This is a genomic window from Sphaerisporangium rhizosphaerae, from assembly GCF_042665155.1.
Lineage (GTDB): Bacteria > Actinomycetota > Actinomycetes > Streptosporangiales > Streptosporangiaceae > Sphaerisporangium > Sphaerisporangium rhizosphaerae.
The window spans coordinates 25188-46899 of record NZ_JBHTCG010000022.1 but is presented as its reverse complement, the minus strand read 5'-3'; the positions used below and the strand labels follow the sequence as shown (position 1 = coordinate 46899).

General features: G+C 73.4%; 18 protein-coding genes. 9 read left to right on the top strand and 9 right to left on the bottom strand.

Annotated elements, in window-relative coordinates; translation table 11 throughout:
* Positions 1–80 precede the first annotated feature (80 nt).
* Together ACFQSB_RS27040 and ACFQSB_RS27035 are read left to right on the top strand one after the other, a co-directional pair.
* Positions 81–1796 carry a S1C family serine protease gene (locus tag ACFQSB_RS27040; protein ID WP_380829739.1) on the top strand — a complete coding sequence of 572 codons (1716 nt, stop codon included), beginning with the start codon at positions 81–83 and terminating at the stop codon, positions 1794–1796.
* 119 nt (positions 1797–1915) lie between these two features.
* On the top strand, positions 1916–2311 hold the full coding sequence (locus ACFQSB_RS27035; protein WP_354840417.1) for a sec-independent translocase: 396 nt from the start codon (positions 1916–1918) through the stop codon (positions 2309–2311).
* A 220-nt stretch (positions 2312–2531) separates the two neighbouring features.
* Here the strand turns inward: ACFQSB_RS27035 and ACFQSB_RS27030 are convergent, their stop codons facing one another.
* The 3 genes from ACFQSB_RS27030 to ACFQSB_RS27020 form a co-directional block, all read right to left on the bottom strand.
* Positions 2532–3671, bottom strand: coding sequence for an Mrp/NBP35 family ATP-binding protein (locus ACFQSB_RS27030; protein WP_354840420.1), 1140 nt, complete (start codon positions 3669–3671; stop codon positions 2532–2534).
* 258 nt (positions 3672–3929) lie between these two features.
* Positions 3930–4433 carry a DUF1003 domain-containing protein gene (locus ACFQSB_RS27025; protein ID WP_380829738.1) on the bottom strand — a complete coding sequence of 168 codons (504 nt, stop codon included), beginning with the start codon at positions 4431–4433 and terminating at the stop codon, positions 3930–3932.
* On the bottom strand, positions 4423–5715 hold the full coding sequence (locus tag ACFQSB_RS27020) for a magnesium transporter MgtE N-terminal domain-containing protein (protein WP_380829737.1): 1293 nt from the start codon (positions 5713–5715) through the stop codon (positions 4423–4425). Before ACFQSB_RS27020 ends, ACFQSB_RS27025 begins: the two co-directional genes overlap by 11 nt.
* A 143-nt stretch (positions 5716–5858) precedes the next feature.
* Here ACFQSB_RS27020 and ACFQSB_RS27015 point away from each other — a divergent pair, with 143 nt between their 5' ends.
* On the top strand, positions 5859–6881 hold the full coding sequence (locus ACFQSB_RS27015) for an EamA family transporter (protein ID WP_380829736.1): 1023 nt from the start codon (positions 5859–5861) through the stop codon (positions 6879–6881).
* 407 nt (positions 6882–7288) lie between these two features.
* On the opposite strand, the gene ACFQSB_RS27010 is transcribed toward ACFQSB_RS27015, so the two are convergent.
* Positions 7289–7858: a biotin transporter BioY gene (locus tag ACFQSB_RS27010; RefSeq protein WP_380829734.1), complete on the bottom strand. Its 570-nt coding sequence runs from the start codon at positions 7856–7858 to the stop codon at positions 7289–7291.
* Positions 7859–8001: 143 nt separating this feature from the next.
* Here ACFQSB_RS27010 and ACFQSB_RS27005 point away from each other — a divergent pair, with 143 nt between their 5' ends.
* Positions 8002–8943, top strand: coding sequence for an HpcH/HpaI aldolase/citrate lyase family protein (locus tag ACFQSB_RS27005; protein ID WP_380829733.1), 942 nt, complete (start codon positions 8002–8004; stop codon positions 8941–8943).
* Positions 8944–8958: 15 nt separating this feature from the next.
* Here ACFQSB_RS27005 and ACFQSB_RS27000 read toward each other — a convergent pair whose 3' ends face one another.
* Positions 8959–9543, bottom strand: coding sequence for a DUF6529 family protein (locus tag ACFQSB_RS27000; RefSeq protein WP_354840437.1), 585 nt, complete (start codon positions 9541–9543; stop codon positions 8959–8961).
* Between the two features lie 147 nt (positions 9544–9690).
* The gene (locus ACFQSB_RS26995) at positions 9691–10389 is read right to left on the bottom strand and encodes a hypothetical protein (protein WP_380829732.1); all 699 of its coding nucleotides are present in this window, start codon (positions 10387–10389) and stop codon (positions 9691–9693) included.
* Between the two features lie 160 nt (positions 10390–10549).
* Here ACFQSB_RS26995 and ACFQSB_RS26990 point away from each other — a divergent pair, with 160 nt between their 5' ends.
* Both ACFQSB_RS26990 and ACFQSB_RS26985 read left to right on the top strand, forming a co-directional pair.
* Positions 10550–11686, top strand: a complete 1137-nt coding sequence (locus ACFQSB_RS26990) for a CPBP family intramembrane glutamic endopeptidase (protein ID WP_380829731.1) — start codon at positions 10550–10552, stop codon at positions 11684–11686.
* 272 nt (positions 11687–11958) lie between these two features.
* Positions 11959–15540, top strand: coding sequence for a hypothetical protein (locus ACFQSB_RS26985; protein ID WP_380829729.1), 3582 nt, complete (start codon positions 11959–11961; stop codon positions 15538–15540).
* 136 nt (positions 15541–15676) lie between these two features.
* Here the strand turns inward: ACFQSB_RS26985 and ACFQSB_RS26980 are convergent, their stop codons facing one another.
* Positions 15677–16084: an NUDIX hydrolase gene (locus ACFQSB_RS26980; RefSeq protein ID WP_380829728.1), complete on the bottom strand. Its 408-nt coding sequence runs from the start codon at positions 16082–16084 to the stop codon at positions 15677–15679.
* Between the two features lie 27 nt (positions 16085–16111).
* Here ACFQSB_RS26980 and ACFQSB_RS26975 point away from each other — a divergent pair, with 27 nt between their 5' ends.
* The 3 genes from ACFQSB_RS26975 (at position 16112) to ACFQSB_RS26965 (ending at position 18564) form a co-directional block, all read left to right on the top strand.
* On the top strand, positions 16112–16792 hold the full coding sequence (locus tag ACFQSB_RS26975; RefSeq protein ID WP_354840451.1) for a DUF6758 family protein: 681 nt from the start codon (positions 16112–16114) through the stop codon (positions 16790–16792).
* A 121-nt stretch (positions 16793–16913) separates the two neighbouring features.
* Positions 16914–17642 (top strand): MBL fold metallo-hydrolase, encoded by a 729-nt coding sequence (locus ACFQSB_RS26970; RefSeq protein WP_354840454.1) that lies wholly within the window; start codon positions 16914–16916, stop codon positions 17640–17642.
* A 1-nt stretch (position 17643) separates the two neighbouring features.
* Entirely contained in the window at positions 17644–18564 is a 921-nt protein-coding gene (locus ACFQSB_RS26965; protein WP_380829727.1) for a RecB family exonuclease, read from the top strand.
* 41 nt (positions 18565–18605) lie between these two features.
* On the opposite strand, the gene ACFQSB_RS26960 is transcribed toward ACFQSB_RS26965, so the two are convergent.
* Both ACFQSB_RS26960 and ACFQSB_RS26955 read right to left on the bottom strand, forming a co-directional pair.
* Positions 18606–19481, bottom strand: coding sequence for an alpha/beta fold hydrolase (locus ACFQSB_RS26960; protein ID WP_354840458.1), 876 nt, complete (start codon positions 19479–19481; stop codon positions 18606–18608).
* A 199-nt stretch (positions 19482–19680) separates the two neighbouring features.
* Entirely contained in the window at positions 19681–21546 is a 1866-nt protein-coding gene (locus ACFQSB_RS26955; RefSeq protein WP_380829726.1) for a DEAD/DEAH box helicase, read from the bottom strand.
* Between the last annotated feature and the right edge of the window lie 166 nt (positions 21547–21712).

Below are 21712 nucleotides of genomic sequence, written 5' to 3'. Positions count from 1 at the left end.
AGGGCGTTTACGGCGCTCGTATGCGGTCCGAGCGACAATCTGTCGTAGCCACGTAGACCGGCCTCGGGAGTGAGCCTTCGATGACCGACGAGACACGTACCTTCGACAGCGGGGACGTGGCCACTCCACCCCAGCGGTCCGGGGATGGCTCGACATCGGAGTCTCCAGGCGGCGGCATGCGGGTCAGGCCCGAGTTCCTGCCCGCGTCCGACGCCTGGCCGTCCGGCGAGCCGGGGCGCGACCCTTTCGCGGGTGAGCACTCCGGCCAGGGGCGTGAGGTCTCCACCGCCCAGTACGGGGCGCAGGGGCGCGATCCGTTCGCCGCCGAGCCCGGCGCCCCGGCGCGCGACCCGTTCACCGCCGAGGGCGGCACCATGGCGTTCGGGGCCGAGGGCCACCGTCCGGCCCCGCACTCCGGTGACGCCACCGGACTGATCCCCTTCGCCGCCGAGGGCAGGCGGCCCGGTGAGGACTCCGCCTCCGGGTGGGGCAACCCCGCCGGCGGCCCGCTGCCGCCCTCGCCGGGAGGCCCGGGAGGCCCCGCGGGCTTCGGCGGCCCCGGCGGCTTGTACGGCGCGCCGCCGCCCCCGCCGCCGCGCGGCGCCTACGGCATGGGCCCCGGCTGGCTGCCGCCGCCCGGCGCGCCGCCGGCCGAGACCGGCGGCTGCGGCTCGCGCCGCCCGCGCACCGGCGTGGTGGCGACCCTCGCCGTCGTCATCGCGCTGGTCGCCTCGATTCTCGGCAGCCTCGGCACCTACCTGCTCACCCGGTCCGGCGGCTCGGGCATCAACCCCTCCTACAGCCTCGGCACGCCGAGCGGCGTGGTCGTCAACCGTCCTCCCGACTCCGTGGCCGGCGTGGCCTCGAAGGTCCTGCCGAGCGTCGTCTCCCTCGAGGTGCGGGGCAACAGCGAGGCGGGCACCGGCTCGGGCTTCCTGATCAAGGGCGGGTACATCGTCACCAACAACCACGTGGTGGCCGCCGCGGCCCAGACCGGCACCATCAAGGTGACCTTCAACAACAAGAAGTCCACGACGGGCACGATCGTCGGGCGCGACCCGAGCTCCGACATCGCGGTGGTCAGGCCGGCCGACACCTTCGGCGCCCCCGAGATCTTCCTGGGCAACTCCGACCGGGTCGTCGTGGGCGACCCCGTCATCGCGATCGGCTCGCCCCTCGGGCTGTCCGGCACGGTCACCACCGGCATCGTCAGCTCCCTCAACCGCCCGGTCACCGCCGGCGGCGAGAGCGGCTCGGAGTCGTCGTTCATCAACGCCATCCAGACCGACGCGGCGATCAACCCCGGCAACTCGGGCGGCCCGCTGGTCAACGCCGCGGGCGAGGTGATCGGCGTCAACTCGGCCATCGCGACGCTCGGCAACTCCTCCCTCGGCGGGCAGAGCGGCAGCATCGGGCTCGGGTTCTCCATCCCGGTCAACCACGTCCGGCGCATCGCCGAAGAGCTCGTCACCACCGGCACGGCCAAGAAGTCCCGCATCGGCGTCTCGATCGACGAGAACTACACCGGCGAGGGCGTCCGCATCGCCGCCACTCCGCAGGGCGGCCAGCAGCCGGTCACCCCCGGCGGCCCGGCCGACAAGGCGGGGCTCAAGCCCGGCGACGTCATCCTCTCGGTCGACGACACCCCGGTGACCCAGCCGTCGGAGCTGATCGTCACCATCCGCAGCAAGGCGCCCGGCGACAAGGTCACCATCAAGTACCAGCGGAACGGCGGCGAGCGCACCACCACCGTGACCATCGACGCCGTGCCCGTCCCGACGCCGCAGCCGTCCTGATCGGCGCCGGCTCATTGCGCCCCATGCCGGGTCACGCATTACTCTGGGAAGAACCATGTCGCCGTCGGACGAACCCGGCCGACGCCAGGCGTGGGCGTAGGAAAGCGTAGGAGATCACCGTGTTCGGACTCGGCTGGCCTGAGGTCTTGGCACTCGTGGTCATCGCCCTTCTCGTCTTCGGGCCCGAGAAGCTGCCCCAGGCCGCCGCCCAGGCGGGCCGCACGCTGCGGCAGATCCGCCAGATGGCCAACAACGCCAAGAGCGACCTGCAGGAGAACCTCGGTCCCGAGTTCGCCAACTTCGACCCGACCGACCTGCATCCGAAGAACTTCGTCAGGAAGCACCTGCTCCAAGATCTCGAGGACGACTGGAACCGGCCGGCCGCGGACCACACCCCCGGCCAGAGCGAGCCGTACACCGACGCCTACGGCGGCACGGCCGACGTGTACGCCACCACGGCCGGCGACGAGCTCGGTTACGGCGAGATCCCCCCGTACGACGCCGAGGCCACCTGAGCCGCGACGCGGAGGCCACCTGAGCCCGTGCGCCGAGGTCGCCTGAGCCCGTGACGCCGGGCCATCCGGCCGGGTGGCGTCCGAGGCCGCCGCGCCGGCGAGGCCGGTCCGAGCCGCACGACATGCCGAAGGGCCGCCCCCGAGACCGGGGGCGGCCCTTTCGCGTGTCCGTCGTAGGACGGGCCCTCCCGGTCGCCGAGCGGCCGGAAGGGCGGGGCGCTCAGCGGCCGGACGGGGACAGGCCCAGTTGCAGGCCCTTCAGGCTGCTGGACCGCCTGCTCAGGCCATCGGCGATGCGCCGCAGCTCGGTGGCGGCGGGGGAGTCGGGGTCGGTGAGCACGAGCGGCTTGCCCTCGTCGCCGCCCTCGCGCAGGCGCAGGTCGATCGGCACCTGGCCGAGCAGCGGGACGCGCGTGCCGAGGGTGCGGGTGAGGCCGTCGGCGACGGCCTGGCCGCCGCCCTCGCCGAACACCGCGATGCGCTCGTCGCAGTGGGGGCAGGGCAGCCACGCCATGTTCTCGATGACGCCGGCGATCTGCTGGTGGGTCTGCGAGGCGATGGACCCGGCGCGCTCGGCGACCTCGGCCGCGGCCTGCTGCGGGGTGGTCACGACCAGGATCTCGGCGCCGGGCATGCGCTGCGCCACCGAGATCGCGATGTCGCCGGTGCCCGGGGGAAGGTCCATCAGCAGCACGTCCAGGTCACCCCAGTAGACGTCCGCGAGGAACTGGTGGAGCGCGCGGTCGAGCATCGGGCCGCGCCACACCACCGGGCTGTTGCCCGGGGGCTTGAACATGCCGACCGAGATGACCTTGATGTCGTGGGCCACCGGCGGCATGATCATGTCTTCGACCTTGGTCGGCCGGTCGCTCACGCCGAGCATGCGGGGGACGGAGTGCCCGTAGATGTCGGCGTCCACGACGCCGACCTTCAGGCCCGAGGACGCCATCGCCGCGGCCAGGTTGACGGTGACCGACGACTTGCCGACCCCGCCCTTGCCGCTGGCGACGGCGAAGACGCGGGTGAGCGAGCCGGGCTTGGCGAAGGGGATCTCCTTCTCGGGGCCCCGGTTGCCGCGCAGGCTCGTCTGCAGGGTCTTGCGCTGCTCGGCGCTCATGACGTCCAGCTCGACCTGGACGCCGCTGACGCCCTCGACCTTGGAGACGGCGGCGGTGACGTCACGGGTGATCGTGTCGCGCATCGGGCAGCCGGCGACGGTGAGGTAGACGCCGACCCGCACCACCCCGTCGGGGGAGATATCGACGCTCTTGACCATGCCGAGGTCGGTGATCGGCCGGCGGATCTCCGGGTCGTTGACCGTCGCCAGGGCGGCCGTCACCAAATCTGGGGTGGGTGCCATGGATCCATGCTACGAACCCAGGGCCGATCCGACGAACTCCGCCTCTCCCGTAACGGATGGGAGTGATCGGCGAGGAAGCCGCGGCGGCTTCACGCGGCCTTCCGGGACGACCGCGCGACGTCCATGGTGACGGAGATCACTCGCGCGGGAGCGGGTCCCCGCGGCGGCCGGCGGGGCCGGGGAGCACGGCTCGTGGCGCACACCGACCGGCTCCGCGACGCGACGCGGTCGCGCGCGTGCACCACTCCCGCGGAGCGCCTACTCCCGCTGAGCGCCGCCGGCGCCGTCGGGACGGGCCGGGGACTGGAGGATGTCCTCCCGCAGGTGTTCCAGCTCGCCCCTGATGTAGTCGCGGGTCGCCAGCTCGCCCAGCGCCAGGCGCAGCCCGGCGATCTCCCGGGTCAGGTACTCCACCTCGGCCTGGTTGCGCTCGCCCGCCAACCGGTCCTGCTCGCCCTGCACACGGTCGCGGTCGGCCTGGCGGTTCTGCGCCAGCAGGATCAGCGGGGCCGCGTACGACGCCTGCAGCGACAGGATCAGCGTCAGGAAGATGAACGGGTAGGGGTCGAACGCCAGGTTCCCCGGGGCCAGGGCGTTCCAGAGCACCCACACGGCGATGAACCCGGTCATGTAGACCAGGAACCGGGCCGTGCCTAGGAAGCGGGCGATCTGCTCCGACAGGCGGCCGAACGCCTCGGGGTCGTAGTGCGGGCGGATGGTGCGGCGGATCTCGCGGGGCTGGTCCAGCCGGTTAACCGCCACCGCCCACCTCCCGCGCCGGGCCGCCGGTCGTCCCGGGGAGGCCGTCCCCGTTCGGCTCGCGTTCGTCGCGCTCGCGCCAGTCCGGCGGCAGCAGGTGGTCCAGCACGTCGTCGACCGTGACGGCGCCCACCAGCCGGCCCAGCTCGTCGACCACCGGGGCCGCCACCAGGTTGTAGGTCGCCAGGTAGGACGTCACCCCGGGCAGGGACAGGTGCGGCCTGATGGGGTCGATGCTGCTGTCGATCGCGCCGCCCACGAGCGAGGACGGCGGCTCGCGCAGGAGCCGCTGGAAGTGCGCCACGCCCAGGAACTTGCCGGTCGGGGTCTCGCTCGGCGGCCGGGCGACGTAGACCTGCGCGGCGACGGCGGGGGTGATGTCCTGGCGGCGCAGCTCGGCGAGCGCCTCGGCGATCGTCGCGTGCGGCGGCAGCACGATCGGCGTGCTGGTCATCATGCCGCCGGCGGTGTTCTCGGCGTAGGTCAGCAGGCGCCGGACCGGGGCCGCCTCGCGGGGCTCCATGCGGGCCAGCAGCGCCTCCGCCTCCGCGGCCGGCAGGTCCTGCAGCAGGTCGGCCGCGTCGTCGGGGTCCATGGCGGCCAGCACGTCCGCCGCGCGCTCGGCGTCCAGCCGGCTGAGGATGCCGATCTGGTCGCGCTCGGGCAGCTCCTCCAGCACGTCGGCGAGCCGCTCGTCCTCCAGCGCCGAGGCGATCTCCGCGCGCCGCTTGTCGGGCAGGTGGCGCAGGGCGTTGGCCAGGTCGGCGGGGCGGGTCTCCTCGAAGGCGGCCAGCAGGCCGGCCGCGCCCTGGTCGGCCTGCGCCACGCCGAACCCGGTGACGTCCGACCAGCCCACGACCAGCGTCTCGCCGCGCCGCCGCCGCAGTCCGCGGCCCGCCGCGCCGCGCAGCACCGCGACCTTGGTGATGAGCCACTCGCCGGTCCTGCTCTGCTCCATGGCCAGGTCGAGCACGGTGACCTTCTCGCCGGCGAGGTCGACCGACAGGTCGAGCAGTTCGCCGATGGCCAGGGACTCGGTGGAGTGCTTCTCGAAGCGCCGCAGGTTGATGGTGCCGGTGAAGATCACGGCGTCGGCCTCGATGCTGCGAACCCGGGTGATCGGCAGGAACACCCGGCGGCGTGGCTGCACCTCGACGACCAGGCCGTGCACGCGGGGCGCGTCGTTAGGGCGCATGGCCACCACGACGTCCCTGGCCCGGCCGATCTGGTCGCCCGCGGGGTCGAACACCGGGGTGCCGGCCAGCCGGGCGACGAAGATCCTCACCTACCGCAGCGTACGAGGTCGCGGCACGCGCGCCGCGCCCGGCCCCCGTAAAAGCCGTCTCAACCTACGGTCGCGCCTTGATCCCGCCGGACGCCATGTGACAGGATCAAAAGTATCTGACGGTCATTACAGGACGGTGGCGTATGAGAGGCGGAGTGCTCGCCATAGCGGTCGGGTCGGCCACGTGCTTCGGGTTCTCCGGCTCGATGGCGAAACTCGTCGGCCTGGGCGGCCTGACGCCCCTGCAGGCGGTGTGGGTGCGCATGGCGGGCGCCGCGCTGCTGCTGGCCGCGATCCTCGCCGTCTTCCGGCCGCGGGCGCTGCGCGTCCCCAAGGGGCGTCGCGGCTTCTTCACCGCCTACGCGCTGATCGCCGTCGCCGGGGTGCAGGCGCTGTTCTTCCTGGCCATCACCCGGCTGCCGGTCGGCGTGGTGCTGCTCCTGGAGTACGCCTCGCCCGTTCTGGTCGTCTGCTGGGTGCGGCTGGTCCGCCGCGTGCGGCTGCCGCGCGCCGCCTACGCGGGGGCGGTGGTCGTCCTCGCCGGCCTCGGCGTCGTGGTGGAGGTCTGGCACGGGATGGCCCTGGACGGCCTCGGCCTGCTGCTCGGCCTGATCGCCTCGGCGTGCTGCGCCGGGTACTTCCTGATGAGCGACGGCTACGGCGACGACGTCGACCCGCTCGGGCTCATCGCCTGGGGCATGGCCGGCGCCGCGCTGGTGCTCGCGCCGCTCGCCCGGCCCTGGGAGGTGCCCTGGAGCGCCTTCGGGACGAGCGTCACCGTCAACGGCCGCACCATCCCCGTGCTCGCCGCCGCGCTCTGGCTCATCGTCGTCGCGACCGTCCTGGCCTACGTCACCGGCGTCACCGCCGTGCGGCGCCTGTCGGCCGCCATCGGGTCGACCGTGTCGTCCCTGGAGGTGGTCGCGGGCGCGGTGATCGCGTGGGCGCTGCTCGCCGAGCGGCTCGGCGCCGCGCAGATCATCGGCGGCGCGATCGTCCTCGGCGGGGCGCTGCTGGCTCAGACCGCCACGTCGGGCGTCAGCCGCACGATCGAGGCGCCCGAGGCCGCCCACCGGCCCGCCAGCCCCGTCGCGTCCGAGGCGTTGAGCCGTTCCTTGACCAGGGCCGCCAGCGCTCCGGCCTCGGTCTCCGACGGCGCCGACTGATCGACCGGAGTGACGTCGGCCTCGAAGGAGACCAGCTCGGCCCCGTTGTCCTTGCTGCGCAGCGTCACCCGGACGCGCGAGGACTCGGCGAGGCCGGGAAGCGCCTGCTCCCCGCCGCCGGTGACCAGGTAGATCGCGCCGTCGTGCCAGACGTGCCACGCCAGCCGGTCGCGGCCCGCCAGCGAGACCCACAGGACGCCCGACTTCTTGGCGCCCTCTTCGATCAGCGAGAGACTCATACCTCGCAATCTACGGCCGGGGTCCCGTGCCGTCCCACACCCCGGGCGCCCGCGATCGCGCGGGCGCCCGAGGAGACCGCCGGCTCAACGGCTCGGCGGCTGGGCGGCTGGGCGGGCTCACAGAGCTCAGCGGCTCGTGTGGCTCAGCGGCTCATGTGGCTCGCCGGCTCAGCGGCCGGCGAGCTTCCAGGCCGCGGGGAGCAGGCCCGCGGCCGCCAGGACCTTGATCGCGTCGCCGATCAGGAACGGCACCACACCGGCGGCGAAGGCGGCAGGGAAGTCCATCCCGGTGGCCACCATCAGCCACGGCAGGCCGACGGCGTAGATGAGCACCGTGCCGAGCGTCATCGTCGCGAGGGTGCGCACCGGGGTGCGGTCGCCTCCCCGGCCGGCGAGCGCGCCGACGACCGAGGCCGCGAGGATGAAGCCGACGACGTACCCCAGCGTGGCGTTGCCGCCCGAAGAGGCGAACCACGGCACCCCGAGCTGGCCGATCAGCAAGTACAGCGACATGCCGAGGAAGGCGCGGGGCAGGCCGAGCGCCGCGCCCGCCAGCAGGACGGCGAAGGTCTGCAGCGTCAACGGCACGGGGGTGCCCGGCAGCGGGATGCTGACCTGCGCCGCGAGCCCGGTCAGACCCGCCGCCCCCACGACCAGCACGACATCCCGAACCAGCTTTCCGGGGATGAGATCGGACAGGACGGCGGGCCGAAGCGCCGCAGAGGCATCAGAAGCCATGACTATCTCCCTTACCGAGGCTATGTACGACATTGTCCGTACAAACACTCGGAAATCGGTACAGGATCCGTGCCAACAACGGGTCCCCCCCTTTGTGACCGGCCCACAGCGGGCCGAGGAGGCCGGGAGGCTAGCGTGTGCGCATGCGTTCACGTCGTTCGTGCCTCGCCGTGCCCGGCAGCAACACGCGTTTCCTTGCGAAGGCGCAGGGCCTGCCCGCCGACGAGGTCTTCCTCGACCTGGAGGACTCCGTCGCGCCGCAGGCCAAGGAGCAGGCCCGCAAGAACGTCGTCCAGGCCCTCCGCGAGGGCGACTGGTCGGGCAGGACGAGGGTCGTGCGGGTGAACGACCTGTCCACCGCGTGGACCTACCGCGACGTGATCGACGTCGTCGAGGGCGCCGGAGACGTGCTCGACTGCCTGATGCTGCCCAAGGTCGAGGACGCCGTCCAGGTCGCCTGGCTCGACCTGCTGCTCACCCAGATCGAGAAGGCGGCCGGGCTGCCGGTCGGGCGCATCGGCGTCGAGGCGCAGATCGAGAGCGCCCGCGGCCTGGTCAACGTCGACGCCATCGCCGCCTCCTCGCCGCGCCTCGAGACGCTCGTGTTCGGCCCGGCCGACTTCATGGCCTCGATCAACATGAGGAGTTTGGTCGTCGGGCGGCAGCCCCCCGGATACACCGAGGGCGACGCCTACCACTATGTGCTGATGCGCATCCTGATGGCCGCGCGTACCTTCGACCTGCAGGCCATCGACGGCCCGTACCTGCAGATCAAGGACCTCGACGGGTTCGGCCTGGCCGCCCGCAGGTCGGCGGCGCTCGGCTTCGACGGCAAATGGGTGCTCCACCCGACGCAGATAGAAGCGGCCAACGAGGTCTTCTCCCCCTCACAGGAGGACTACGACCACGCCGAGCTGATCCTCGACGCCTACGAGCACGCCACGACGGTGGACCGCCGCGGCGCGGTGATGCTCGGCGACGAGATGATCGACGAGGCCTCCCGCAAGATGGCCCTGGTCATCGCCGCCAAGGGCCGCGCCGCCGGTCTTCCCCGCACCAAGGCGTTCGAGCCCCCCGCCTCCTGACCGCGCGGCGCCGGCTCAGAACGTCACGCCGAACGTCGTGAAGAACCAGAACGACGAGGTCAGCCAGAGGCCGGTCAGCGCGGCGAAGGCCAGCCCGCCGAGCAGGGGCAGCGTCCAGCCGGGCAGGTCGCGCTTGGGCAGCGAGAGCATCTTGGCGACGAACACCCCGTAGAAGAACGAGCCCAGCAGCGAGTGGACCAGCACCCGCGGCACGTCGAACTGCGCGCCCAGGGCGTACAGGCAGTGGAAGGCCACCGGCACCGACACCAGGAAGGCCGCGCGGCCCGACCACCGGTGCAGCGTGCCCGTCCAGGACGGGGCCCGCAGGCCGGGGATCCTGCCGTACATCGCGAGCGCCGAGACCAGTTGGACGATCGCGAGCACGAACGCGGCGGTCGCCAGCCACGACTTCATGGCCTGGGCGCCGGAGAAGCCGGCCAGGCCCACGGCGTATCCGGTCGGGGTGTGCGCGCGCCCGTAGACGCCGAGGGCGACGGCCACCAGTCCGCCGACGATGAGGGGGACGAGGTAGGGAGCGGAGACGGAAACCCGCACGGGCGGGTCCTGCCGCTGAACGGGAGGAAGATCGGGGACGGTCATGGCGGGCGTTCCTTGTCGTGAGGGAGATCGTCTGTCCCGGCGACGACCGGCGGTCGTACGAACGCGCGGGTCGTCCCGGTAGGGCTGGTCGGAATCGGCGGCCGTCGGGAGTCCGGCCGGATCCGGGGTCGTCGGGGGGTGGTGGCGTCAGAGGGTGTCGATGAAGGCGTCGGTGTCCTCGGGGATCAGTCGCGTGCCGCCGACGGTCACCGGGGAGCCGGGGGTGAGCCTCGGAGCGGCCTGCGCCGCGTCGCCGACGTCCACCAGGCCTACCTGGCGGCCGCCGGGCAGGACGATCCAGCCGCCGACGACCTTGGCGCCGCGGACGACCGCGGTCGCGCGGTACAGGCCCGACGGCTTCTTCACGAGCGGGGCGGAGAAGCGCCACTTGGTCTTGCCGACCTGGAGCCTGCCCTGGGCCTTACCGCCGCCGAGCGCCGCGGTGATCAGCGAGCCGCCCTTGCCCGTCAGGGTGAGCGTGTTGTTCTCGGCGGTGCCCTTGAGCCACGACTCGATGCGGCCGTCGCAGAAGTAGGCGACCGCCTTGCCGTTCTTGATCGAGACCGCCACCAGCCCGCCGTTGCCCTGGGCGACGCCCGCGTACTCGGCACGCTTGGGGGTGGGGTCGGCGGGCTCGGCCGAGGGAGAGGCGGACGCGGTCGCGGCGGCCGTCTCGCCGGGCTCCGGAGCGACCGAGGTGGTCGCCTTGGCGACCGGGGCGCCGGCGGAGGCGGAGGAGGCGGAGGCGCTGTCGGTGCGCGGCATGGTCTGCGCGCTCAGGACGCCGATCCCGAGGGCGAGGACCACCCCCGCGCCGAGCGTGTGAAATGGCCCTGGCCTTTTCATGATCTACTCCTGAAGGATGTCGGGTTGTCGCATGCAGCATCGATCCTGGGCACGGCGGCGTCTATGAAGAAATGCGCACAACGGTTGCCAGGATCGAGAGGTTCTCCCAGAGCGCCGGGCGACCGCCGGGCGGTGAGAGGGTGCGAGGACAATGACGTATATGCACGACCCGTCACAGGCGCACCAGCCACAGCCGGATTCCGGGTCCACGGGCCAGGAGCATCCGCCCGCCGACCGGCCGCCCCACCGGCACCCCGCGCCCGGGAACGGCCCGGCCCCCGCCCAGGACACACCGGCCCAGAACGCGCTGGCGCATGCGTCCGGCGCGTCAGGCGAGGGCGGTCCTGTGGACGGCGGCCCGCAGGCGTGGCAGGGGCCGCCGGAGCCGGCTCCGTGGGCCGTCCCGCCGTACTGTGGCGCGCGCTATGACCACCTGGCGCGTAACGCGGCCCACCGCTGGTGGCGCCCGATCGTGGGGACGGCCATCATCGCCATCGCCTTCATGGGCGCGGGCCTGGTCGTGATCTTCGTCGGAGTGGTCGTCGCCGAGTTCACCGGCGTCCCCGTTCTCATGTCGGACGACCGGCTCTTCGGGCAGCCGGTGTTCGAGCTGGCCGTCCTGCTGCTGTCGATCGCGGTGGTCCTGCCGGTGGTGTTCCTCACCGCGTGGCTGGTCCAGCGCCGGCGGCCGGGGACGCTCTCGTCGGTGGCCGGGCGGCTGCGCTGGCGGTGGCTGCTGCTGTGCGTCGGGGTGGCCTTCGGGGCGCTGATCCTCGGACAGGCCGCCATGATCGCCACCTACGCCGTGACCGGGGAGGACATCGGCGCCCTGTTCGGCTGGGCCGGGTGGGGCCGCTTCCTGCCCGGGCTCGTGGTCATCCTCCTGCTGGTGCCCTTCCAGGCCGCGGCCGAGGAGTACATGTTCCGGGGCTGGGTGATCCAGGCCTTCGGCGCGTACGTGCGGACGCCGTGGCCGGGCATCCTGCTGGGCGCGGCCCTGTTCACCTCGCTGCACGCCTACACCGACTGGGGCATTCTGGACGTGTTCAGCTTCGGTGTGCTGATGGGCTGGCTGGCGGTGCGCACGGGCGGCCTGGAGGCGCCCATCGCGCTGCACGTGGTCAACAACGTCCTGAGCTTCCTGCCGGCCGCGGCCGCGGGCGAACTGGAGGGCGCGATGCGGCAGGGCGCGGTGCCATGGCAGGCCCTTTCCGGCACCCTGGTCCAGTTGACCTTTTTCGCGGTTGTCGTCGTAATAATCGCCCAAAAGCGGGCAATTCAGGCTGTCGCTCGATAAATCTGACTAGAGAGGTCTCGCCAGAATGCCCCTCGGCGTGTTGCCCTAAAGATGTGCGGGCCGGTGGTCGGCCCCAGGGAGGTGCGCGGTGCCGGCGAGGGCGAGCAGCGGCCATGGTTCTGTCCCGTTATGTGATCAACGGGCAGGGTTTGGGTATCGGTACGATCGCACGTGATCCGTTGCACGGGCGACGGATGCGCTGGAGTCCGGTGGAACGGTCCCAATATGCGGACCGAACGCCGGGGTAGCCTGCCGACGAGGAGGTGCTGAGCGTGGTCTCGGGCCCCCACGACCCGCGCTCGTCATGGCGGCCGGCGGACGACGACGCCGACCGCGACGTCACGCCACACCCTTCCAGGCCCCGCCAGGCCCGGACTTCTCCCCACGTTCTGCACCACTCCCCGCCGGGGCCGTCCGACTCGCCTTCGCGCGGCCTGCCCCTGGACTCCCCATGGGCCCTTCCGCCCTTCGGCGCGCCGACCCCGGACGAGCGGCCCCCGGCGGAGGATGACGACGAGCGCGCCGAGGCGTCCAGGCCGTCCTCGGCGGGCCGCCATCCCTACGCGCGGCCGTACGGGGGCGGAGCCGCCGAGCCGCGCCACAGCGCCGGCCGGGCGTCGCCGGAGCCGCCGGTGGAGACCTCCTCCGCCTGGGCCCCCGAGGCCCCCTCCCCGCGCGGCGTCCCGTCCGAGCACACCCCCCAGTACGACTACGACGCCCATCCCGAGTACAGCGCCGAACCCGGGTACGGCGCCCAGCGCGACCATCGCGCCCGCTCCGACTACGGCGCTCCGGCCGAGTCCGACTACGGCACTCCGCCGGAGCCCGACTACGGTGCTCCGGCGGAGTACGAGCACGAGGTGGCGCGGGCGCAGGACGAGCCGGCCTGGCCGCCGCGCCGCATCGTCGACCGGCCGGACAAGCTGGTCGCCTCCGGGCCCCCGCGCACACCGTCCGGCGGGCCGCCGGCGCAGGGGATCTCGCGGGACCTGCCGGAGATCCGGGTCGAGCCCAGCATCCCGGCCGAACCCGAGGACGAGCCCCGCGCCCCGCGCCGATCGCGCTCCCACGGCGCCTCGTCCCCAGGCGCGCCCCAGCAGAGCGACCCGTACGCGCCCGGTGACCCGTTCCCGCACGACCCGTACGCGGTCGGCGACGCGTCCGAGAGCGACCCGTACGCGCCCGGTGACCCGTTCCCGCGGGATCCGTACGCGACCGGCGACGCGTCCGGGAGGGATCGGTACGCGACCGGCGGGTTGTCCGCGCAGGGGGATCCGTACGCGGCCTACGACGACTCCCACGCTTCCGGCGATCTCTCCGATGAGGCCGCCACGGCGGGTGACCCCTACCCGGCCGGCCACGGGGCTCACGACGTCCCGGCGTTCGGCGCGCAGCCCGAGGAGCGCATCGGCCGGCCTCCCGAGGGACGGACGGTGCCGCCCGACGTCCTGGTCGCCTCCGGCCCGCCCCGGCCGCGCGGCGGGCGCGGCCGCCACCACCGCGACCAGCCCGCCCCCCGGACTCCGCGCCCGACCCGCCGCCCCCGGTGGCGTGGCCGGGGACGCGGCCTGCTGACCCCGATCTTCGTGGTCGTCGTGCTGCTCGCGGCGGCCGGCCTCGGACTGGTGATCGTCAACTGGGTGAACTCCCCGGCCAGTTCAGGGCTGCGGCTGGCCGCGGGCGACGGCGGCTCGGGCGACCAGGCGTTCGTGGCCCCGCCGGGCGTCAGCGGCAACGGCTCCAGCCAGGTGCTCAACGCCGTCACCTCCGTCGGCTCGACCGTCGTCGCGGTCGGCAGCGACACCACCAGCCCGGTGCCGAGGCCGCTGTTCCTGGTCTCCTCCGACCGCGGCAGGACCTGGCAGCTCGGCCGGGTGAGCGGCGCCACCGGCTACCAGCCCGCCGGGTCGGCCGGCCTGGTCACCGGCGGAGAGGGCCGTTGGCTCGCCGCGGGCACCGAGGTGCCCGGCGCGGCCGGGGTCAGGGGCATGTGGACCAGCACCGACGGGCGTTCGTGGACGGCCGTCGACCCCTCCCGGCTGTCGGCCTTCTGGAGCGGCGACCGGATCACCGACCTGGCGCGCACCGCCGGCGGCTTCGTGGCCGTCGGCTCCACGACCTTGACGGACGGCGGCAGCGGCCCGGTGGCCTGGGTCTCGCCGGACGGGCTCGCCTGGAGCCGCGTCGACACCGGCGAGATCGGCGCCACCGACAAGGTGCGCGCCATCCGCGCCGTCGTGGCCAGGGGGGACGCCGTCGTGGCGCTCGCCGACCCGGGCAAGGGCGACACGACCTCGGTCATCCTGCGCTCCCCCGACGGCGGCAGGACCTGGCTGCGCACCGCCGCCGCGCTGCCCGGCGTCCGCCCGGAGCCCGGCGCGCTCGCGGTGACCGGCAAGGGGTTCCTGCTGGTCCCGACCCTGCAGAAGTCCGGCGCGGGCGAGGTGCGGGTCTACTGTTCCGAGCTCGGGGACGAGTGGCGCCAGTGCGGGGTGATCGGCGGGCTCGGGCGCGAGGCGACCGGCGTGCGCGGCCTGGCCTCCTCCGCGGCGGGCGTCGCGGCGGTCGCCGAGTCGGGCTGGGAGAGGTACGCCGTGTTCACCAGCACCGACGGCGAGAGCTGGACCGAGAGCACCGATCTCGGCCAGATCCCCGGCACCCTGCGGGGCCTGGCGATCACCGACGCGGGCACGCTGGTGGCGGCCGGCGACCAGCGGTCCGGTGGCCTGGACAACCTGCCGGTGCTGATGATGGCCGGCAAGGGCGAGCCGGCCGCCCCGGTGCCGCTCGCGCAGATCAGCGGGCTCACCCGCTCGGCTCGCGAGACCACCGCGCTGGTCACCGCCGGGGAGTCGTTCGTCGCGGTCGGCTCGGTCAAGGGGGACGCCGGCATCTGGACCAGCGCGACCGGGCAGAGCTGGAAGCCGGTCGCCTCGCCCGCACTGGGAGGGGCGGGCCGGCAGGCGTTCAACGACGTCGTCCACGGCCCCCACGGCTGGCTCGCGGTGGGCAGCACGACCGCCGACTCGGCGTTCGTCCGTCCGCTGCTCGCCACCTCCGGCGACGGCAGAACCTGGCGCGCGGGCCCCGAGTCGCCCGCGCTCGGGGCCTCCGGGCGGTACGCCGTGGTCCCGCGCGTGGTCGCGGCCGGGCGGAAGGGCTACGTCCTGGCCGGTGACGACAGCGGTCCCGGCGGCGTGGTGGCCGCCCTGTGGTTCTCGCCCGATCTCAAGCGCTTCTCGCGGGCCGCGCCGCAGAGCCTCCCGGCGGGCGGCGCCGACGTGCGTGTCGAGGACATCGTCGCCACGGGAGACGGCTACCTCGCGGTCGGCGGGTCGGGCGCGGCGGGCCGCACGTCCGGGGTGGTCTGGTCGTCGCGTGACGGGCTGAACTGGACGGCGCGCAAGCGGGTGATCCCCGAGGGGGCCCGCTCGGCGAGCCTGCGCAGGGTCGTGGTGCACGATCAGCGCATCGTGGCGGTGGGCGGCGCGACCGACGACAAGGGTGTGGAGCGGCCGTTCGCGGCCGTCTCGACCGACGACGGTGTGACCTGGTCGTACTCCTGGCTGCCTGCCGACGCGACGGCGACCGTGCTCGATGTCGCGGCATCCGGTGACGGGCTGGTGGCCGTCGGCTCCTACGGGCCGCCGGCCACCGAGGACAGCGCGGTCTGGACGTCGCAGGACGGCACAGACTGGCAGCGGCACACGCTGACCGGCGACGGCATGACCGGGGACGGCGCCCAGTGGCTCGGCGCCATCGCCGTCGACGGCGACCGCGTCGTGGCCGTCGGCCGCTCGACGACCTACACCTCCGACCACCTCACCTTGTGGCGCACCTCCTTCAGCCGCTGACCTCCCGTCCGGCCCGCCCGGGACCATGGCCCGCACGCCCGGGACCGTGGCCCGCACGCCCGGGACCGTGTCCTGTCCGCCCGGGGAGGTGGCGCGTCCGCCGAGGACCGTGGCCCGCCCGCCCCGGGACCCCGGCTCACGCGCCGGATGCGGCGGGGAGGACGCGCCAGGTGGTCAGGACCTCGAGGAGGCCCGAGGTGAGAGGGAGACCGGCGAGCTCGTCCGGGGCGAACCAGCCCACCGCGGCGGCGTCGTCGCCCGCGTGCGGCGTCCCCGCCCCGGCGGTGGCGAAGTAGTCGTGGATCTCGTACACCACCCCGCCGGGACCCGGGCGCTCCACGGTGCCCGCGAGCCCGCCGACCGACACCGTGAGCCCCGTCTCCTCCAGCAGCTCGCGCCGCAGCGCCGATTCGTCCGACTCGCCCGACTCCACCCGGCCGCCGGGCAGTGACCACAGCCCCTTGCCCGGCGGCCGCCCGCGCCGGACGAGAAGCAACCGGCCCGCGCCGTCGAGCACGACTCCGCCAACGCACCTCTCCCGCATGTGCCAAGATTACGCCGCGATAACGGGATGGCCCTTGACTTACCCGCGCCGGCGGAAGCACCGTGGGTAACTGTGAGAGCCGCGCCCACCTGCCCTCGGTGTTTCGGCACGCTACGGCCGCCAAGCGCATGGTCAAGCGCTTGGCGTTGCGGCGTGCACGGCGCCGTACTGCCCTTCCACACCCGGCGTCCCTCCAGTGAGGCGCTGGAGGCGATCCGCAAGGAATCCGCGGTCCCCTTCTGGCTGCCGTGGCCGCTGCCGCCGAACTGGCTGGTGACCGGCTTCGGCGACGCCGGCGACGAGCGCACGGGCGCCCGCGCGGGCGTGGTGGTCTGCTCGGGTCCCTCGGTCACCCACGGGCCCGCCGACCTGATCATCGTCGCGGAGGAGCCCGGCATGGGACTCGGCGCCGCCTTCGCCGGCCTGGACGGCCCCGACCCGGGTCCCGGCTTCGACGCGGGGCCGCCCAACGCCAAGGTCGAGGCGCACGGGCACCCCACGGCGCTGTGGTGGGTCGAGGGGCGGCCCGACCGCGCCGTCTATGTCGGCGAGGCGATGGGCGACTGGCTGTGGGTGATCGGCTGGCCGGCCGAGGCGGGGTGCCTGGTCGCCCTGGCCCAGCTCTCGCTGCGTGACCTCCGCGAGCACGACCAGGAACTCGACCTGCCCTACGGGGCCTTCTCGCCCCGGCTGGGCGAGGAGCCGTGACCCCCTCCGCGAGGCTCCACGGCCGTCCCCGGCGGGGGGACGGGCGCGCCGGAGCCGATCGGCGACAATGCGTCCCCGGTAAATATCGAGACGGGCACGAGTGTTCGGTAAGGTCGTGGCCGTGACAGCGCGTATCGAGCGAGTGGTGACCGAAGGCGTCGTGACGATCGACGGCGCCGAGCACAAGGTCGAGAACAACACCTGGATCGTGGGTGACGACGAGGAAGTCATCGTCATCGACCCCGCGCGCGACGCGGAGACGATCCTCTCCAACGTGGGCGACCGCGAGATCCTCGCCGTCGTCTGCACCCACGGCCTGCCCGACCACGTGGGCGGGGCCATCGAGGTGGCGGCGCGCGACGAGGCGGTCGTGGCGCTCAACCGCAAGGACCGCCAGCTCTGGCGTGAGACCTGGGCGGAGACCTACCCCGACATCGACATGGAGGACGAGGGCATCTTCGGCGTCGCCGATGTCGAGCTGGAGGTCATGGCCACGCCCGGCGTCACGCAGGGCGGCGTCTCGCTGTACGTCGAGGCGCTCGGGGTGGTCTTCACCGGCAAGACCCTGCTGGCCGACGGCCCCGGCAAGCTGGGCGGGGAGTATCCCGCCCTGGCCGACCAGCTCACCGCCATCGGCGAGCGGCTGTTCACGCTGCCGCCGGACACGCGGGTGCTGCCCGCGCACGGCGAAGAGACCACCATCGGCGAGCAGGAGCCGCACTTCGACGACTGGCTGGCCGGGTCGCTCACCCGCACGGGAGCGGCCGACGACGATGACGAGGCCGTGGCCGAGGGGCCGCTGGCCGACGGCACGCGCGTGTCGGGGATCAAGCTGAGCTTCGACGAGTGACGTGCAGCAACTCGGCCTGGAAGGCATGCCGCGACGGCTGTACTCCTGCACGCCGTCGAGGCTGAACACCTGGCTCGACTGCCCCCGTCGCTACCGCTTCACCTACCTCGACCGGCCGGCCCCGCCGAAGGGGCCGCCATGGGCGCACAACAGCGTCGGCGCCTCGGTCCACAACGCCCTGGCCGGCTGGTGGCGCGAGCCGTACGAGCGCAGGACCCCCGCCATGGCGGGGATCCTGCTCACCAAGGGCTGGATCACCGAGGGTTTTCGCGACCAGGAGCAGTCCACGCTGTGGCGCGACCGCGCCAGGGCCATGGTGTCGGGCTACACCAGCACGCTCGATCCGGCGGACGAGCCGGTCGGCGTCGAGCGGACCGTGGCCACGCGCACGGCGGTGATCGCGGTGTCCGGGCGGGTCGACCGCATCGACCGGCGCGGCGACGAGCTGGTCATCGTCGACTACAAGACCGGCCGGCGCCCGCTGACCGAGGACGACGCGCGCTCGTCGCTCGCGCTGGCCATCTACGCCGTTGCGTCCTCGCGCGTCCTGCACCGCCCGTGCCACAAGGTCGAGCTGCACCACGTGCCGACCGGCGAGGTCCTCGCGTGGGAGCACACCGGCGAGTCGCTCGGCCGGCACCTGAGCCGCGCCGAGGACATCGCCACGGAGGCCTCCGAGGCCGACGAGCGCTACCGCGAATGGTCCGCCGGTGCGAGGACGGCCGGTGCGGGTTCGGCCGGCGCGCCGAGGGCCGTCCCGGCCGGCGGGCCCGTCACCGTGCCGCCGCAGATCGACGCCGGCTTCCCGCCGCGTCCCGGCCCGGTCTGCTCGTGGTGCGACTACCGGCGCCACTGCCCCGAAGGTCAGGCGGCCGGCTCCCCGCACCAGCCCTGGGACGGCCTGGCCGCCGAATCCGGCTGACCCCGCCCCCCGGCATGGCCGGCGGCCGGTGGCGCCGCAGGTCAGGTGTGGGGGAGATGTTGTTCGGCGTGGTTCCAGAAGCGGGTCAGGGCGTGAGCGGTGGTCTCGGGTGCCTCCACGGCGGGGGAGTGCAGGGCGCCGGGGACCACGACGCATTCGGCGTCGAGCCGCTTGGCCATCTCCGACTGGATCGAGGGGGACCAGCCGTCGTCGTGCTCGCCGTAGAGCACCAGCGTGGCCAGGCCGACCTCACGGAGGTCCTCCAGCCGGTCGGCGGTGTCGAGCACCTGCCGGGCCATCGCGACCAACCCGGTCAGCGAGTTGGAGAACAGCCTCCTGCGCAGGAAGGCGAGAATGTCGTCGGGCAGGCCGGCGACGATGGCCTCGGGTTCGAGGCGGTGCGTCCACAGGTGCGCGAGGCCGACCTCGGGCAGCTCGCGGAGCATGAGGCGGCACGCCTGTTCTCTGGGCCCGGTGATGCCGGACGGGCCCGAGCTCATGAGCGTGTACGAGGCGAGCTTCGTGGCTCCGCCGATGACGGCCTCGCGGGTGACCAGGCCGCCGAAGGAGTGCCCGAGCAGGTGGACGGGCTCGCCGTCGCCGACGGCCGCGGCGACGTGGTCGATGTCCTCGCCGAGGGCCTCACAGGTGTAGGCGGCCGGATCGTCGGGCCCCTCGGTCTCGTACTGCCCGCGCATGTCGATCGCCACGACGCGGCGCCCGGCCTGGGCGAGCGTCTGGAAGATCGCGATGAAGTCTTCCTTGCTGCCGGTGTACCCGGGCACCAGCAGAGCGGGCCAGCGCTCGGGGACGCCGCTGACGGGCAGCGCCTCCAGGGCCGCGAACGTGCCCACGGGAGTCGTGATCCGCTGCGCGCGGACACCGGGAGGCAGGGTCAGGAATCGCGGCGTGCTCACGCGGCCCCACAATACTGACGGTCCATCAGCGCGACACCGTCAAACGCCCTATGCCGGTTTGCTGGTTGACTTTCCACTCTCTCACCCGATCAGATGGCGGTTCACCGCGATGAGCGCGCGCCGCTCGAACGGCGGGCCGCCCCCGAGGGCGTCCCGCCGTTCCGGCCGCTCAGGCCACGGAACTTCATGTGCCGCCTGGTCAGCCCCTCCGGGGACGCTGGTTGGACGGCCTGCGGCGCTGCTGCTGGCGCTCGGAGGCCGCGGAGGGGGCCACGTCATCGTCGGTCGCCAGGTCGGGCGACCGGAAGATGATCGAGAATGGAGAGGGCGGGATGATCCGCTCCGGCTCGGGGCGCGCGACGGGCGCCTCGTGCTCGATGGGCGCGACGGGCGCGGGAGGCGCCGCCGCGTCGAGCTCGTCGACGCCGATCAGCGCCTCCTGGGCGACGGGCGCGATCGCGTCGTCGTCCCGCACGACGGGAGAGGCGACCTCGGCCAGGGCCTCGGTGAGGGCCGCCCTGTTCGCGCCCCTGCGGGAGCGCTTGAGGACCGGCGCCTCCGCGGCGGCCGGCTCGGGAGCCCGCTCGACCGTGGACGGCTCGGGAGCCTGGCTGACCGCGACCGGCTCGGGAGCCTGCACGGCCGTGGACGGCACGGGCTCCGGTGAGGTCACGGGTGCCGGGGCGGTGAGAACGGCCGGATCGGCGGGCTCGGGGGCGAGGATGTCGCCCTCGAACACCGTGCCGGCGTCCGTGCCCACGGGCTGCCCCGCCTCCGCCGCCTGGCCGGCGCGGGTGCGGCGGCGCTGGCGGTTGCGGGCCGGCCGTTCGCGGCGCTCCTCGCGCTCGCGGCGGTCGTCGCGGTCACGGCGATCGTCACGGTCGCGGCGCGAGCGGTGCCGGCCGGTCTCGCCGAGGTCCTCGATCTGCTCGGCCTCCAGGCCCGCACGGGACCGCTGCGCACGCGGGAGCACGCCCTTGGTGCCCTCGGGGATGTGCAGGTCGGTGTAGACGTGCGGGGAGGTCGAGTAGGTCTCCACCGGCTCGGCGAAGTCGAGGCCGAGGGCGTTGTTGATGACCTTCCAGCGGGTGAGCTCCTCCCACTCGACGAAGGTCACCGCCACGCCGGTGCGCCCGGCCCGGCCGGTGCGGCCGATGCGGTGCACGTAGGTCTTCTCGTCCTGCGGGCAGTCGTAGTTGACGACGTGGGTGACGTCGTCGATGTCGATGCCGCGCGCCGCCACGTCGGTGGCGACCAGGACGTCGACCTTGCCGTTGCGGAAGGCGCGCAGCGCCTGCTCGCGCTGCCCCTGCCCGAGGTCGCCGTGCACGGCCGCCGCGGCGAAACCGCGCTCTTTGAGCTGCTCTGAGACCATGTCGCAGGCGCGCTTGGTCTCGCAGAACACCATCGTCAGGCCATGGCCCTCGCACTGGAGCATGCGGCCGACGATCTCGATCTTGTCCATGCGGTGGGTACGCCAGACGAACTGGATCGTCTTGGAGACGTCCTCGCTGTCGGCGTCGGCGTTCTCGGCGCGCACATGGGTCGGGCGCGACAGGTAGCGGCGCGACAGCTGGACGATCTCGCCCGGCATGGTGGCCGAGAACAGCATGGTCTGCCGCTCGGCCGGGACGAGCTTGATGATGCGCTCGATGTCGGGCAGGAAGCCCAGGTCGAGCATGCGGTCGGCCTCGTCCAGGACCAGCATGGACACCTGACCGAGGTCGAGGTGCTTCTGCTTCACCAGGTCCAGCAGGCGGCCGGGCGTGCCGACGACGACGTCCACGCCCTGCTTGAGCGCCTCGATCTGCGGCTCGTACGCCCGTCCGCCGTACACGGTGAGGATGCGGGAGCCGAGCTTGCCGCCGGCGACCACGAGGTCCTCGGTGACCTGCAGGGCCAGCTCGCGGGTGGGCACGACCACCAGGCCGCGGGGCTTCTTGCGGTTCTTGCGGGGTTTGCCGACGCGCTGGAGCATCGCCACGCCGAAGGCGTAGGTCTTGCCGGTGCCGGTGCGCGCCTGGCCGATGACGTCCTGCCCGCTGATCGCGAGGGGTAGGGCCATCTCTTGAATCGGGAACGGGGAGACGATGCCCTCGGTCTCCAGGGCATCGGCGATCTCGGGTATGACTCCAAGGTCTCGGAACGTGGTCAGCTCGGCCTGCCTAAGTCTCCTGCGAAGGCGGGCTTCCGGGACCGCTGGCAGAAGGAACCTCGTGCCGGGTCCGCGC

Coding starts and splice junctions, on each gene's coding strand:
- ACFQSB_RS26990 (WP_380829731.1), top strand. CDS start 10,550: ATGCACGACCCGTCACAGGCGCACCAGCCACAGCCGGATTCCGGGTCC.
- ACFQSB_RS27040 (WP_380829739.1), top strand. CDS start 81: ATGACCGACGAGACACGTACCTTCGACAGCGGGGACGTGGCCACTCCA.
- ACFQSB_RS27010 (WP_380829734.1), bottom strand. CDS start 7,858: ATGGCTTCTGATGCCTCTGCGGCGCTTCGGCCCGCCGTCCTGTCCGAT.
- ACFQSB_RS26975 (WP_354840451.1), top strand. CDS start 16,112: ATGGCCCTTGACTTACCCGCGCCGGCGGAAGCACCGTGGGTAACTGTG.
- ACFQSB_RS27005 (WP_380829733.1), top strand. CDS start 8,002: ATGCGTTCACGTCGTTCGTGCCTCGCCGTGCCCGGCAGCAACACGCGT.
- ACFQSB_RS26980 (WP_380829728.1), bottom strand. CDS start 16,084: ATGCGGGAGAGGTGCGTTGGCGGAGTCGTGCTCGACGGCGCGGGCCGG.
- ACFQSB_RS27000 (WP_354840437.1), bottom strand. CDS start 9,543: ATGACCGTCCCCGATCTTCCTCCCGTTCAGCGGCAGGACCCGCCCGTG.
- ACFQSB_RS27015 (WP_380829736.1), top strand. CDS start 5,859: ATGAGAGGCGGAGTGCTCGCCATAGCGGTCGGGTCGGCCACGTGCTTC.
- ACFQSB_RS26995 (WP_380829732.1), bottom strand. CDS start 10,389: ATGAAAAGGCCAGGGCCATTTCACACGCTCGGCGCGGGGGTGGTCCTC.
- ACFQSB_RS27030 (WP_354840420.1), bottom strand. CDS start 3,671: ATGGCACCCACCCCAGATTTGGTGACGGCCGCCCTGGCGACGGTCAAC.
- ACFQSB_RS26955 (WP_380829726.1), bottom strand. CDS start 21,546: ATGGCCCTACCCCTCGCGATCAGCGGGCAGGACGTCATCGGCCAGGCG.